Below are 14,843 nucleotides of genomic sequence, written 5' to 3'. Positions count from 1 at the left end.
CGGCGCGCGCCCCTCTGTCTCTCCGTGTGCCGCACCGGGAAGGGCCACCCGCTGTCACCCCAGGGCGCGCCCCGCGCCCCTACACGTCGGCGGGCGGCCTGAGGCTCTGGATTGGGCTGCACCCGCAACCCAACGCTCCGTACCTCCTTCGGGCGCTCAAGTGCTTCGCACCAGAGACCCTCGGATGACAGTGCGCCTCTCCTCTCCGCTCTTGCCTACGCCCGGCTGAGGCATGGCGATGCATTGCATTTGCTAGAGTAGGCGGGTGCCTGCACGGGCGGGCGGAAAGAGCGGCGTGGCCTCTCACGAAACAGCACCGGGCGCGACTGCGGCCTCCCAGGCTGCCAAGCCGGCCTTGCGCGCGATGTTCAGCTCCCTGGCGCACCGGGATTTCCGCCTGGTGCTCCTGGGCACCTTCGGCGTCCAGTTCGGCCAGTGGACCCAGCAGATCGGCCGCGGGCTCCTGGCCTGGCAGCTCACCAAGTCCGAGTTCCAGCTCGGCCTCGTCACCATGGCCATGGGCCTGGCGATGTTCCTTGCCGCACCCATCGGCGGCGTCCTTTCGGACCGCTTCGACCGGCGCAAGGTCATCATGGTCAGCCAGACCTGCCTGATGGCCAACTCCCTGGCGACGGCGCTCCTGGTGGCGCTGAACGCCATCACGCTCTCGGAGCTGTATGTCCTCTCCTTCACCAACGGGGCGCTCTTCGCCTTCAACGGCCCCTCGCGGCAGGCCATCATCTTCGAGATCGTGGGCAAACGCGACCTGCCGAACGCCATCGCCATCAACTCCGTGACGATGAACGCCATGCGGGTCATCGGCCCTGCGGTGGGCGGCATCATGGTGGCGACGGTCGGGATCGAGGGGACGTTCTACATCCAGTCGGGCGGCTATGTGGTGTCGCTGCTCTCCGTGGTGGCGATGCGGCACGTGCGGGCGCAGGAGACCAAGGAGACGGGCTCCTTCCTACGGAACATGGCGGACGGCCTCTCCTATATACGACGCACGGATGTGGTGCGCTCCCTGCTCATTGTCTCCATCATCGGCTCGCTCCTCGGCACATCCTTCGTGCCGCTGATGCCGGCCTATGTGGACCACACGCTCCACCTGAGCGATAGCGCCTTCGGCTACCTGATGGCTTCTCTGGGCGGCGGGGCGATGCTCGGCTCCGTCTTCGTCGCGGCCACCGGGGGAAGCGGGGGGAAGGGGATGCTGCTCATCGGAGTTGTGGTCAGCACCGGTGCGCTGCTGATGGTGCTCGGCGGCCTGCCGGTGGTGGGCGTCGCGGCGGTCGCTTTGCTGGGCCTGGGCTTCTGCAACGCCGTGACCCTGGCGCTGTGCAATACGCTTCTGCAGATCAACCTGCAGGACGTCTACCGGGGGCGCGTGATGTCCATCTACTTCCTGACCTTCGGCCTCTCATCATTTGGTAGTTTGGCATTGGGGAGCGTCGCAGAGGCGATGGGCCTGCGCGTATCGTTCGTGGGCCTGGGGATCATGGTGCTGGCGCTGATCGGCTTTGTGAACCTGCGCTCGTCCAAGGTGCGGCGGCTGGGCTAGCGCACGGTGTAGGCGTATTCCACCGGGACGCTCGTCGCCGGCGCGGTGGCGACGATGACGAGGATGTAGCGGACCCCCGGCGCGAGGAAGATGCCGCCGCGGTTCTGGTCGTCCAGGGCGATGTCCAGGACGGTGCGGCGCTCCCCCAGGGCGATGAGCCGAGCGGCCAGGCGCTGGGGGACGCGGTTATCCGTGCGGACGAATCCTTCGGCCTGCCAGTTTCCCGGGGACTCCACATCGTCCGAGAAGTTGACGGCGGCGATGCGGATATCGTCTATGGCGAAGCCGTGGTTGTTGATGCCGCCATCGCCCACCAGCTCGAACCGCAGGAGGATAGTCCGGCCTGCGTAGGCGCTCAGGTCAATGCTCTCATCAACCCAGGCCGCCTGCTGTCCCCCGCCGCTCCTTCCGGTGTACCCGTGTCCGAAGCTTTGGCCGATGGGGTCTTCCGCCGTGGTGTGCCTCCCCTGCAGGATCTCCCAGGTCTTCCCGCCGTCCTTGGAGGCCATCACGTAGGCGTAGTCGTACAGGCGCTCCAGGTCATACCAGAGCTTGAGCTGGAGCGTCGCCTGGGTGACGCGGGTGAGATCGAATTGCGCCGTGAGCTTCGAATCTATGTTGTCGCCCCGGTTGCTCCACCAGACGAACCTGCCGCTGGGCGGCGTGAGGGGAAGGAGGGGCGTGACGGCGGGCGCTTCGATGGTGAGCCGCGATTCCGCCTGGAGAGGCGCGATCTCGATGTAATCGGCGGCGTACTGGCGCACCTGGCCCCTATAGCTCCCCGCCTGGGCTATGCGCTGGGCGATAGCGACTTCCTGCGCTCCTCCCACGGAGATCGTTGACCTGCCGTATGCCGGGTCCAGATAGTTCTGCACGGCGAAGTCAATCATCACCTCATCCAGGCCGCCCGCCACGCCGCGCGTCCGGAGAAAGGCGTTCACGCTCTCCACGCTCTGTTTTGGGTCGGTGACCAGGGCTATGATCGCCTCGGGCCCGAAGCGCTTGGCCAGGTAGCGCATAAAGAGGTGCGCCGCGCCGTAGTTCGCGCCGGTGTTGCTGAGCTCGTCGGCCCAGGTGGTGAGCTGAGTGTCCGGCTGTCTCAGGAAAAAGGGGTAGAGGCTCACTGGGTAGCCTGCCGCTTCGGCGAGGTATTCGGAGGCGCCCTCCTGGATCCAGCTCTCCTCATTCGGGTCGGCCTGGGCCTGGGCCGCGTGCTGGAGCTCGTGGGTGAGCGTGGCGAAGTACTGCGGCGTCCCGGGGACGATGAGGGCGACGTTGATATAGACCATGGGGCGCTGGTTGGTGAAGCGGTTCACCTCTTTGGGCAGCTCGTCCAGGGGGTTGAAGTAGCCGGCCAGCCCGGGGATATCGCCGTGGAGGATGCTGATGCGGCTGTCTAAGCCCGCGCCCGGCTGCCAACTGGGATTGGCGAGGCGCTTCACCGCTGGGATGATCTTTTCCTCCAGTTCCCTGGCCGATTGCTCAAGCGATTGCCCGCTGACGCTCCTGCCTTTTTGCACGTAGAAATAGGCGTTGGGCGAGACGAATCGCAGTTCGGCATCTATGGTGAAGCTCTTGCGGCCATCGAGGTCCAGGATGTTGAAGGTCTCCTCGCGGCCTGTCTGGTAGTCGGTCTCTCGTCGCGGCAGGGGCGGGATGGGCCTCTCTTGCTTCAAGCGCAGGCGCGCGGCGATCTCCCGTGGGTCGCCCCGGGGCGGCGACGGGATGGGGATGAAGGGCGGCGGAGACTGGGTCGGCGTTGGCGCCGGCGCGGCTGTTGCCGTGGGCGATGGCGAAGGTGATGGCGATGGCGCGGAGACGAGGGGAGCCGTCGGCTCCCGGGTTGGAGGCGTCGCGGTGGCCGTCGGCGAAGAGGGCGCGTCGCTCTCGCATGCCGCGACGATGAGGCAGGCGGCGATGAGGAGGGCGATGACCGGACGAAGGGATTTCACATAGGCCTCGAGAAAGGATACGCGTCGACCGGAGAGTCAGTTCTTACCAGTGGCTATAATGCCGTACATGGCGAAGATTCTTCAAGGCGCGCGGGGCTTTTTCCTCCAGCTCTCCATCATGGCGGGGGCGTGCGCCGCGCTCCTTGCGGCGACGGCCTGCGGCAGTGAGGGCGCGCCATCGTCCCGGGAGGGTTTGCCGCCCGCGGAGACGCTGCTTGCCAGGTCGGCCCAGGCGATGGCCCAGGTGCGCTCCATCCGCTTTTCCCTGACGAACGAGAATGGCGAGACGCCGCTGCCGGATGGCCTGGCTCTTAGGAGCGCGAAGGGGTCGCTGGTGCACCCGGACAAGATGGAGGCGCAGTTCGCCGCCCGGGTGGCCGGGTTTCCTGTGGAGCTGAAGGTCATCAGCGCGAACGACCGCACCTATGTGACCAATCCCCTCACGGGCCGGTGGCAGACCTATGACTATGCCCTGGGCCTCCTGGCCTTCCTGGACGCGGAGAAGGGGCTTGTGCAGATCATGCGGAGCATGAGCGGGCCGGTGGTATCGGCCGGCCCGGCGACGGACGGCGCGGAGACGTACCGGGTGAAGGGCAGCATCCCGGCAACCTCGGTGGCGTTCATGACCACGGGCGCGCTGGAAGGGGCCCGGGTGGACGTGGATATCCTCATCGGCGCGCGGGACAGCCTCATGCGGGAGGCGAAGCTCTTCGGCCGCATCTCGGAGGGCGAGCCGCCGGGGATGAGCCGGGTGCTGGAGCTTTCCAGCTTCAACCAGACGTTCGCCATCGCGGCGCCGCAATAGGAGGCCTGTGAAGCCCCGCCAGGCCCAGGGACCCGCCGCGCTTTCGCCCACCATTGCCCTCATCGCCGCCTGCGTCGGCGTCTTCCTCGCCTCACTCGATCAGACGGTGGTGGTCACGGCGCTGCCGGAAATCTTCCTCGATATCGAACTTCCGGTGACGCGGATTGATGAGGGCGCATGGGTGATCAACGGCTATCTGGTGGGTTTCACGGCCGCGTTGCCGCTCTTGGGCCGCGCGGCCGATGTCTTGGGCTATCGCCCCGCCTATGCCGGGGCGATGCTGCTCTTTATCCTGGGCTCCGTGCTGGTGGCCCTGGGCGATAGCCTGGCGTGGATCGTGGCGGCGCGGGTGGTGCAGGCCATCGGCGGCGGCGCGCTGATCCCCGTGACGCTGGCCCTAGCGAGCGAAACGCTTCCCCCGTCCAGGCGCGGCATGGCCATCGGCCTTGTGGCCGCCGTCGCCGAAGGGGGCTCGGTGCTGGGGCCGCTCTACGGCGGCGGCATCCTGCACTTCGTGGACTGGCGGTGGCTTTTCTGGATTAACATCCCCATCGGCGCGCTGGTGCTGGCGGTGATGCTCAAGGCCCCAGGGCGGCCCCGCCTGGCAGGGTCACGACTCGACATGCTGAGCGGCGGCCTGGCGGCCGCCGCCATCGCCTGTCTCGCCATCGGCGTCTCCGGGGAGGCGGCCCTTCCCGCTGGGTTCGGCTGGCGCATCGCGCTCCTGGCCCTGGGAGGCGCGGCCCTCGCGGCATTCCTGGCGCGGCAGGCCGCATCCCGCGATGCGCTGCTGCCCCTGCGGCTTCTCAAGCACCGCGCCATCATCGGCTCCAGCGCGGCGAACCTGCTCATCGGCGGGGCGCTGATCCTGGCGCTGGTCAATATCCCGCTGATGACGGATACGATCATGGGCCAGCCTCCCCTGGAGGGCGGCCTGCGGCTCCTGCGGCTGACGGCGATGATCCCGGTGGGAGCGATCATCGGCGGGTGGCTGACGCAGCGCGCGGGGCATCACGTCGTCCTGGCCGCGGGCCTGGGGTGCAGCGCGGCGGGCTTCTTCCTCCTTGGAAGATGGCCGCTGGATGTGGGCGGCCCGAGGATGACGCTGGAGCTGATGCTGACAGGGCTGGGCTTCGGCCTGGTCATCGCGCCGGTGACGGTGGCGGCGCTGGATGCGGCGGAGGCGGCGCAGCGCGCGACGGCGGCGGCCCTGGTGACGGTGACGCGGATGACGGGGATGATTTTGGGCCTGGCGGCCCTGAGCTCCTGGGGCAAGGAGCGCTTCCAGACGCTGGTGGGGCGCGTGCCGGCGGAGAGCGAGCACTACGAGGAGCTGGTGCGCAGGGCGACGCTGAGCTTCTTCCACGAGATCTTCGTCGTCGCGGCGGCGGTCTGCCTGGTTGGGCTGGCGACGGCCTGGCTGCTTAAGGGGAGACGCTAGCTGGCAGGGATGAGACTGCGCGCCCTATCGGTGAGTTCGCGCATATCGTTGTCCAGCACGCCGCCTCTGGATGTGAAGGCATCCGAAATCGCCACAACGCGCTTGTAGTCTTCCGTGTAATAGGCGTGGGCGATGAGACGTTTGAAGATCTGGGGTTGCGAGACATCCTCTTGCTTGAGCCGTTCGATGACCTCAGGCGTGATGATGAACTTGAAGCAGACGGGCGTTTGGAAGAAGCCATTGCGGTCGGCGTCATAGAAGGTCTTGCATAGCTGCTCTTCCACAGGGATCAGGCTCTTCTGGATCTCGGGCACGATGTCCAGGTAGGCCTCGATGGTGGCGATGCCTTGCTGGTACCGGCCCTGGTCTAGATCAAGGACGGCCTTGTGGAAGGGGACTTCGAAGCGCTCAGAGCCCACCCGCTCAAGACGGGCGAGAAGAACCTCCACGCCCTGGGAGGTTTCGGGCGTGCCCTTGAAGCTTTGGAAGACAAAGACAACGCTGCGGAGATACTGGAAGTTCTTAGGCTCGATATCTATGCCGCGGGGCCATTCATTCGAGAAGGCCTTCAATGCCGTTGTTGTCTGTTCCGGCGTGAGGGTGCGCAATTGGTTGACGATGGAGCTGAAGAAGACTCTGCGCGGTTCATTCCCTAGCGTGGGAGCCAGGTTCGTTGTCTTTTCGAATGCCGTGATCTGAGCATCGAAGAGGCGATTCGCGGCCGCCTGGATGGGAGGCCTATCCTCAGGACGCGCCCGCTGAGCGGCATCAATCGCAACGCTGTATTCCCCGGCGCTTTCAAGCATCAGCTCGAATTGCTTCCCGGCCTGGTAGGTCCGGTAGTTGAAGAAATAGACGGCGAAGGCGAAGAGGCCGATGACAAGGACTGCAGCTGCGCCGAAGGCCCAGCCGTCTAGGACCGGGATCGCGGCGGCGGACTGCTTTCGCGGCGCAGGCGCTTGAGCCGCATTGGCGGGTTGCGCCTTCGGCTCTTCCTGCGCCTCATCTTCGAAGCCGCGCTCTTGGGCGGCGACGAAGCCGACGAGGAGGGTCCACTGGAGGATCATGGCCGGCGTATCAAAGAGGAGGAGGTTCTGGACGAAATAGGCGGCAAGAGCGCAGAGGACGACGTAGGTGAAGATCTCATGGTCCGGCCGCCGCCTGCGACGGACGACGAACCAGAGGGGAGCGATCCAGACGGCGAGATAGGCCAAGGTGCCGAGGAGGCCGACGGTCACCAGGTCATTGATGATCTTGTTGTGGGCGTTGTCCACGTAGTTTTCGCCGAGATAGAAGTCCTCGGCGCGGACGTTCTTATCAAAGGCCGCCGCGAAATTGTCCGGCCCCCAGCCGAGGACGGGACGCTGGGCGAAGCCGTGCAACGCGGCGCGCGCGGCGATCAGGCGTCCTTTCACGCTGCCGTCTTGGACGATGTTGACGGTGATGCGCTCTCCCGCGGTGCTGGTCACCAATCCCTTGGGCGCAGGGATGTTGACGGAGACGTCCCAGAAGTAGAGGAGCGAGAGGCCGCCGAAGACGACTGCCGCAACGATGAGGAGCGGCTTGCGGGCCACTTTGTTGACCCGGAAGAGGGCGAGCGCCCCCAGGAAAAGGGCCGCCGCGGCGAGGCCGATGAAGGCGCCGCGTGTCCCGTTCTGGTAGAGGATCCAGAGGAAGGTAAGAGTGCAGAGCGCCCAGAAGGCCCTGGAGAGGAGCAGCGGCCAGTTCCTGGGCGCGACCTTCGGCTTTTTGCCAGTAGCGGGGGGCTCTTTCGACTGATAGAAAGAGCGGACGAAGAGGCCTGCGGCGATGGGGATGTTCACGACGAGGATGGCGGCGAGGAAGGAGGGGTTGCCCAGGGTGGCGCAGATCCTGCCGCCGCAGCCGCGATAGATGAGCTCCGGATAGAGGAAGTCGTTCAGAGCCTCAGGGATGGCCTTTTTGCCTATGCCGTACATCTCTGTAAAGCCGATGAGGCAGAGGAGGAGAACGAGGAAGAGATTCCAGTTGAAGAGCCAGAACCAGGCACGGCTGGTGCGCATGACGGAGGCGAGGATGAGGGCGAGGACGACCCAGTGGAGGAGGTCCCAGATGCCCATCATGCGCTCATAGGTGGACCACATGCTGCGGTTGAAGCTGACGCCGAAGACGGCGGAGACGACGGAGAGGAGGAGGTAGGCGCACAGGGCATAGATGACCCAGGAGGGCTTGGGGCGGTAGCGGCCGTCGTGCAGGATAAGGATGAGCCAGAGCCCGGCGAGGATCTCGATGAGGGCGCGGGCGAAGATGGACTTGCGGACGATGTAGGGGAAGATGGTGTCAATGCCGATGAGGAACGGCATCAAGAGAAGGAAGGCCAAGCCGCCCCAGATGGCGATGAGCAGGTATTTCGTCAGACCGTGCTCTTTCACTCTTCGAGGGTATAGGGGGCAATATGGTTCGTCAAGGAGACGGGCGTAGAGACACGGCGCGTTTCCTCATTGCAATTCATCCTGGCTGTGGGCATACTACGCCCACTTTTGGGGACAGAGCCCCGTGTGGAGGTGCGCCATGCGACTGAAAGGGAAGGTGGCGATCGTGACGGGCGGCGCCCAGGGCATCGGCAGGGCGTACTGCCTGCGGTTCGCGCAGGAGGGAGCGGCGGTGGGCATAGCCGATCTGCGGATCGAGCAGGCGAAGGCGGTGGAATCGGAGATCATCAAGGCAGGGGGCAAGGCGCTGGCGGTCCGCGCCGATGTTTCGAACGAGGAGAGCGCCAACGCCATGGCGAAGGAGGTCTATGACCGCTTCGGCCGGGTGGATATCTTGGTGAACAATGCCGCCATCTACTACGACATGGACTCCAAGGACCAGTCCATCGCCTATCTGCGGAAGATGATTGACGTGAATCTCATCGGCATCATCATCTGCGGCAGGGCCGTCTTCCCGATCATGAAGGACCAGGGCGGCGGGAGCATCATCAATATCTCCTCCGGCGCGGCCTACGTACTGCCCCAGCCTATGAAGTTCAAGGCGAGCAACTTTTCGACCTACCACTACGGCCTGACGAAGTCAGGGGCCATATACCTGACGAAGATGATGGCGATGACGGGCGGGCCGTACAACATCCGAGTGAACGCCATCGCGCCCGGCGTGACGATGTCCGAGGCGACGAAGAAGGTGGTGGCGCCGCAGATGATTGACGGGCTGAAGAACGTGACAGCCCTGGGTAAGAGCCTGGAGCCGTGGGACCTGACGGGGACCGCGGTCTACCTGGCCTCGGAAGATAGCGCGATGGTGACGGGACAGACGATACCCGTGGATGCGGGACTGGTGATGCTGGGCTAGAAGAGAACCCAAGAGGAGACAAGGAGAGGGGATATGACAACGACAGCGGCTCGAACGCCAACCTATCAGATGTACGTAGAGGGGAAATGGACGTCCGCATCCGACGGCAGGACGTATGCCGTCATCAACCCGGCCACAGAGGAGCCGGTGGGACTGGCGCCGAACGCGGGCAGGCAGGATATGCGGCAGGCAATCCAGGCGGCGCGGAAGGCCTTTGACGAAGGGGCCTGGCCGCACACGGACAAGCGGGAGCGCGCCCGCATCATCCGCCAGATCGCCGACGGCCTGACGAAGCGGAAGGACGAGCTGAAGAGGCTCGTGACGGCGGAGGCGGGCGCCGAGGCCTATACCTATATGGTGAACGTGGACTGGGTGATCGAGCACATGTACGACTACGCCGACCTGGCCGCCACCTTCGAGTTCGACGAGATGGTGCCGCCCATCGTGATGCGCCATGGGCCGGGGAGCGGACGCCTGATCAACAGCATGGTCTACTACGCGCCCGTGGGAGTCTGCGGCCTCATCCCCACCTGGAACTATCCGCTCTTCACCACGATCCAAAAAGTGGGCCCGGCGCTGGCCGCAGGGGCCACGATGGTGGTGAAGACGCCGCCCTATGCGCCGCTGGTGAATCTCCTGCTGGCAAAGTGCGTCGCGGAGAGCGACCTGCCGCACGGCGTCTTTAACGTAGTGACGGGGGAGAGCGTGGAGATCAGCACGGAGCTGGTGGACAGCCCCATGGTGGACAAGGTCAGCTTCACGGGGAGCGTGGCCACCGGGAAAAAGATCATGGAGGCGGGCTCCAAGACGCTGAAGCGGGTTCACCTGGAGCTCGGCGGGAAATCGCCGCTCATCATCCTGGATGACGCGAACCTGGATATGGCGGTCCCCGCGGCCTCCGCCCCGGCCTTCATGCACAGCGGCCAGGGCTGCGTGAACACGACGCGCGTCCTGGTGAGCAGGAAGAACCACGATATGCTGGTGCAGAAGATGGCGAACCAGCTGAAGAACGTGAAGATGGGCGACCCGGCGGACCCGCAGGTGATGATGGGGCCGGTGATCCGCGAGGAGCGGCGGACGAAGATCGAGGAGTACATCGCGTCCGGGAAGGCGCAAGGAGCGGAGCTGGTGACAGGCGGCAAGCGGCCGGCGCACCTGCCCAAGGGCTTCTTTGTGGAGCCGACGGTTTTCGCGAACGTGCGCAACGATATGAAGATCGCGCGGGAAGAGATCTTCGGCCCCGTGGTCTCCGTGATCCCGTACACGGACGAGGCAGACGCCATCCGCATCGCGAACGACACAACCTACGGGCTGGGCGCGACGATCTTCACGACCGATATGCCCAAGGGGAGACAGATGGCGCGGCGGATGCGGGCGGGCAGCGTCAGCGTGGGCCCAGGCGCAAACGTCCGCACGGCGCCCTTCGGCGGGTTCAAGGAGAGCGGCATCGGCCGCGAGAGTGGGAAGTTCGGCGTGGCCGAGTATACGGAGATGATGGCGATCCACTGGTCGTAGGCCATCAAAAAAAGATGCACGAAGAGGCCCCCTCCTTGCGGAGCGCGGGCCTCTTTTTTTGCCGCCGCATGTTTCCGCTACAATTACCACAGAGCTTAACGAGGAGCAGCGCATGAGCAATGAACCGGCCCGGCGATGGGCCTTGATCCTGGGGGCTTCGAGCGGATTCGGGGGCGCGACGGCGGTTGAGCTGGCGAAAGCGGGCCACCATATCGTTGGGGTGCACCTGGACCGCAGCAGCACGATGCCGATGGCGGAGAAGGTGCAGGCGGATGTGCGCGCCCATGGCAAAGAGGCGATCTTCTTCAATATGAACGCGGCCGACCCGGAGAAGCGCAAGGCGACGGCCCAGGAGATGAGGGCGAGGCTGCGCCCCGGCGAGTTCGTGAATGTGCTGATGCATTCGCTGGCTTTCGGCACGCTGCGGCCCTTTACGGGGGCGAAGGCGGATGAGCTGGTGAACCAGAAGCAGATGGAGATGACGCTGGATGTGATGGCGAACAGCCTGGTCTACTGGTCGCAGGACCTTGACCAGCAGGGCTTGCTCCAACGCGGCAGCAAGATCTTCGCGATGACGAGCGCGGGCGATTTCCACGCCTGGCCCTCCTACGGGCCGGTCTCCGCCGCGAAGGCGGCGCTGGAGGCGCACATCCGCCAGCTGGCCTATGAGCTGGCCTCGCGCGGGATCAGCGCCAATGCGATCCGCGCAGGCGTCACGGACACGCCCGCCCTGCGAAAGATCCCCGGGAACGACCTGCTCATTGACGGGGCGAAGCGGAAGAACCCGAGCAAGCGCCTGACGACGCCGGAGGATGTGGCGAAGGCGATCGCGGCCTTGAGCGACGACCGAGCCTATTGGATCACGGGCAACGTGATCGGCGTGGACGGCGGCGAAGAGCTGACCGGGTAGCGTAAAGGTGGGATGGTCAGGGATGGGTTCCTTCCTCGGGTCTCCCCTCATAGACTAGGGCCACTGAGAAGATCACCCTCTCCTCTCGGGCTACGCTTGAGTTCGCTTCGGCAGACTCAGCGCAGGCTCTCTCCCATCGAGGGAGAGGGGTACTGGCGTCAGCGTGAATTGCTGAGGCGGAGTCATGACATGAGCGATTCCCCGGCTACCGTTTCCCCACGTGTGGCGAGCCTGACACGCCAGGTGAAGGGGCTTTCCAAGGCGGCGGGCTTCCATCTCGTCGGCGTGACGTCCGCCGAGGACTTTCCCGAGACGGAGGAGGTCATCGCCGAGCGCGTCCGGGCCGGACTGTTGGACGGCCTGCCGTGGTACAACGAGGCGCGGGCTCGGCGCGGATGCAGGCCGAAGGAGCTGCTGCCTGGGGCGCGTTCCATCATCTCATTGGGCCTCAGCTACGCGGTCGCTCCGCCGGGCCATCCTGCGGACGGGCTTTTGCGCGGACGGATCGCGCGCTATGCGTGGGGGCGCGACTACCACAAAGTCATCGAGAGGCGCGTCAAGGCCTTCACGAAGCAGCTGGCCGAGCTTGGCGCGATGGAGAGCAGGTTCTACGTTGACTATGGGCCGATGCCCGACCGCGCCGTGGCCCAGCGGGCCGGGCTTGGATGGTTCGGAAAGAATACGAACCTCCTGACGAGCGGCCTTGGCTCGTGGGTCTTCCTTGCAGAGGTGATCACGGACCTTCCGCTGACGCCGGACAGGCCGCTGAAGAAGAACTGCGGCAAGTGCATCGCCTGTATCCCGGCCTGCCCCACCAACGCCATCATAGCTCCGTATGTTGTGGACAACCGCCGGTGCATCTCCTATCACACGATCGAGAATCGGGGCGTGATCCCCCGGGGAATGCGTCCGCTCATGGGCGATTGGGTCTTTGGCTGTGACATCTGCCAGGATGTCTGCCCGGTGAACAGTCGTTCCCGCGGTGAGGGCGATAGCGAATTCGCGCCGAAGGATGCTGATTCGGCGTGGCCGGACTTGATCGAGATGCTCTCTCTGACCGAGGCCGATTTCGAGCGGCGATTCAGGGGAAGCGCGGTCCGCCGGGCGAAGTTGAGCGGCCTGCAGCGCAACGTATGCATCGCCCTTGGGAATCTGCGCGATGCCAGGGCGGTCCCGGCGCTTGTCCAGGCACTGAGCCATCGCGAGGCGCTGGTGCGCGGACACGCCGCATGGGCGCTGGGGCGCATCGGCGGAAGGGAGTCCCGGAGGGCGCTGAAGGAGGCGGCGGCGCGAGAGGGTGAGGCCTGGGTGCGGGAAGAGATCGCCCTGGCGATGGGGACGTCCGCCTAGGCGGCCCTTTTGGGCGAAGCGGCGAAGGAGAACAGGGACCAGAGACTGACGATGCTTGCCCAGATGAGGGTGGCGAGAGCGACGTGGAGGACGCGAAGCTCATCGGGCAGGTCTTTCACCACCGTCGCCACGCCTGCGCCGAGCTGGGCTGCTGTGAAGGCGAAGAGGGCGCAATAGGCAAGCCACGTTCCCTGATCCGCGCCGCGCTTGCGAAGGATGATCCCCTGGGCAACGACGCCGACGGCAAAGATGATCGCCAAGGTGCGATGAGCGCCGTGGAGGAAGGCGGCCATGCTGGGAGATTCTGAGGCGCAGTAGGGCAGGTTATGGCAGAGCGCGCCGGTGGAGGTGGCGACCATGGTGCCGCCGAACATGATGACGCCCGCTCCCAGCAAGACCAGGTGTCCCCGGCCAAGGGGGCCGATACGCGCTCGCGCGGGCTGCTGCACGAGGGCGTAGCCGCCGATGAAGAGGAGGGCGAGGATGGTCATGCCCAGCCCCAGGTGCGCGAGGCGTGTGAAGCCGTGGAGGTCCGTGAGGACGACGATACCGCCCAGGATGGCCTGGCCCAAGATGAGGAGCGCCGCGGCGACCAAGAGTCTAGCGGGGCCGGGGATAAGCCTGCGCTTCATCCAGGCAAAGACGCCGCCGGCGCAGACCATGGCAGCGGTGATGCCGGCCAGGAGCCGGTGGCCCGATTCGATGGCGGCGAACTTGTTGCCGGGGAGGTCAGCGCCATCGCAGAGGGGCCAATCGGGACAGCCGAGGCCGGAGGCGGAGACGCGGACCCATGCGCCGTAGACGATGAGGCCCCCGGTGAAGACGGCGGAGAGGAGGACGAAGCGGCCAAGGGCGCGAGGGCTGATGCGATCGCTGAGGCGCGTGAACCAGCGTGTGAACCCGGAGACCATCGTGAAGGCTCGCTCTCCCGGCCCTGGCGAAGGCCGATGCTGCAATCGTTAGACGCTTCCCTCAAGACCGACGAAGAGAAAGAGCAGGGCGAGATAGAGAAGGGAGAAGAGGTAGAGGCGCTTGGCGTGGGCGAGAGAGAGGCTGCGGAGGAGGTGGAGGCTCATGGCAAGGAAGACGCCGCCCAGGGCGATGGCCGCGCCGCCATAGACCGCGCCGACGGTGTCCATCATGACGAAGAGGATGGTGATGGTGACCAGGGTGACGGCGTGGAGGAAGATGCTCCAGGCCGTCTCGCTGACGCCGCGCACCACGGGGAGCATGGGGACGCCTGCGCGCTCGTAATCGTCCTTGATCATGAGGGCCAGGGCCCAGAAGTGCGGCGGCGTCCAGAAGAAGACGATGGCGAACAGATACCAGGCCTCCAGGGAGAGGCTGCCGGTGACGGCGGCCCAGCCGACGAGGGGAGGGATGGCGCCTGCGGCGCCGCCGATGACGATGTTCTGGGTGGTGGAGCGCTTGAGCCAGCGGGTGTAGATAAAGACGTAGAAGAGGGTGGCGCTCAGGGTGAGCCAGGCGCTCAGGAGGTTGACGCCGCCGGCCAGCATGACAAAGGCGATGACGTTGAGGGTGACGCCGAAGATGAAGGCGTGGAGCGGCTCGACGCGGCGGCCCGGCAGAGGGCGTTTGCGGGTGCGCCCCATCATCTGGTCAATGTCCCGGTCCAGGTAGTGGTTGAGGGCGTTAGCGCCGCCGGAGGCGAGGCTGCCGCCGATGAGGACGAGGGCGACGGTGCCGCCTGCGGGAGCGCCCTCCGCGGCGAGGAACATCGCGCCGAGGGCGGTGACGAGGAGCAAGAGGATAATCTTGGGCTTCATCAGGGCGATGTAATCGCCGATGGTTGCCCGGAGGGTATGGGGGGCCTCGATAGCGGAGGTGGAGTGAGCCACTGTGCCTACCTGCGAGGGAGTCACTGAACAGGCTGAATGGCGGGGCGCAAAGTCTTGCGAATTATATCACAAGGGTCGTGGTGAGTCGGCAGGGCGTTGTGAGCGTCTTTGGGCGGACATATC

Annotated in this window: 11 protein-coding genes; 7 read left to right on the top strand and 4 right to left on the bottom strand. The window is 65.5% G+C overall.

Annotation, left to right across the window (positions count from 1 at the left end):
- Positions 1-265: 265 nt before the first annotated feature.
- Positions 266-1,561, top strand: a complete 1,296-nt coding sequence (locus FJ039_04045; GenBank protein ID MBM4405341.1) for an MFS transporter — start codon at positions 266-268, stop codon at positions 1,559-1,561.
- On the opposite strand, the gene FJ039_04040 is transcribed toward FJ039_04045, so the two are convergent.
- Positions 1,558-3,513, bottom strand: coding sequence for a hypothetical protein (locus tag FJ039_04040; GenBank protein ID MBM4405340.1), 1,956 nt, complete (start codon positions 3,511-3,513; stop codon positions 1,558-1,560). The genes FJ039_04045 and FJ039_04040 overlap by 4 nt on opposite strands.
- Before the next feature lie 49 nt (positions 3,514-3,562).
- Here FJ039_04040 and FJ039_04035 point away from each other — a divergent pair, with 49 nt between their 5' ends.
- Together FJ039_04035 and FJ039_04030 are read left to right on the top strand one after the other, a co-directional pair.
- Positions 3,563-4,318 (top strand): LppX_LprAFG lipoprotein, encoded by a 756-nt coding sequence (locus FJ039_04035; GenBank protein ID MBM4405339.1) that lies wholly within the window; start codon positions 3,563-3,565, stop codon positions 4,316-4,318.
- Positions 4,319-4,325: 7 nt separating this feature from the next.
- On the top strand, positions 4,326-5,759 hold the full coding sequence (locus tag FJ039_04030) for an MFS transporter (GenBank protein ID MBM4405338.1): 1,434 nt from the start codon (positions 4,326-4,328) through the stop codon (positions 5,757-5,759).
- Here FJ039_04030 and FJ039_04025 read toward each other — a convergent pair.
- On the bottom strand, positions 5,756-8,170 hold the full coding sequence (locus FJ039_04025) for an O-antigen ligase family protein (GenBank protein MBM4405337.1): 2,415 nt from the start codon (positions 8,168-8,170) through the stop codon (positions 5,756-5,758). The genes FJ039_04030 and FJ039_04025 overlap by 4 nt on opposite strands.
- A 139-nt stretch (positions 8,171-8,309) precedes the next feature.
- On the opposite strand from FJ039_04025, the gene FJ039_04020 reads away from it, so the two are divergent.
- The 4 genes from FJ039_04020 (at position 8,310) to queG (ending at position 12,861) form a co-directional block, all read left to right on the top strand.
- Positions 8,310-9,086, top strand: coding sequence for an SDR family oxidoreductase (locus FJ039_04020; GenBank protein ID MBM4405336.1), 777 nt, complete (start codon positions 8,310-8,312; stop codon positions 9,084-9,086).
- 33 nt (positions 9,087-9,119) lie between these two features.
- Positions 9,120-10,601 carry an aldehyde dehydrogenase family protein gene (locus FJ039_04015; GenBank protein ID MBM4405335.1) on the top strand — a complete coding sequence of 494 codons (1,482 nt, stop codon included), beginning with the start codon at positions 9,120-9,122 and terminating at the stop codon, positions 10,599-10,601.
- Positions 10,602-10,713: 112 nt separating this feature from the next.
- Complete coding sequence (locus tag FJ039_04010) at positions 10,714-11,511, top strand: SDR family oxidoreductase (GenBank protein MBM4405334.1); 798 nt, start codon at positions 10,714-10,716, stop codon at positions 11,509-11,511.
- A 12-nt stretch (positions 11,512-11,523) separates the two neighbouring features.
- On the top strand, positions 11,524-12,861 hold the full coding sequence (gene queG, locus FJ039_04005) for a tRNA epoxyqueuosine(34) reductase QueG (GenBank protein ID MBM4405333.1): 1,338 nt from the start codon (positions 11,524-11,526) through the stop codon (positions 12,859-12,861).
- On the opposite strand, the gene FJ039_04000 is transcribed toward queG, so the two are convergent.
- Positions 12,858-13,772 carry a hypothetical protein gene (locus FJ039_04000; GenBank protein ID MBM4405332.1) on the bottom strand — a complete coding sequence of 305 codons (915 nt, stop codon included), beginning with the start codon at positions 13,770-13,772 and terminating at the stop codon, positions 12,858-12,860. The two genes, queG and FJ039_04000, sit on opposite strands and share 4 nt — an antisense overlap.
- Before the next feature lie 48 nt (positions 13,773-13,820).
- Positions 13,821-14,720, bottom strand: a complete 900-nt coding sequence (locus FJ039_03995; protein ID MBM4405331.1) for a protoheme IX farnesyltransferase — start codon at positions 14,718-14,720, stop codon at positions 13,821-13,823.
- Between the last annotated feature and the right edge of the window lie 123 nt (positions 14,721-14,843).

This window comes from Chloroflexota bacterium, assembly GCA_016875535.1.
Taxonomy (GTDB): Bacteria; Chloroflexota; Dehalococcoidia; order SHYB01; family SHYB01; genus VGPF01.
The sequence above is the reverse complement of the archived record's forward strand: the minus strand, read 5'-3'. Positions and strand labels throughout refer to the sequence as shown.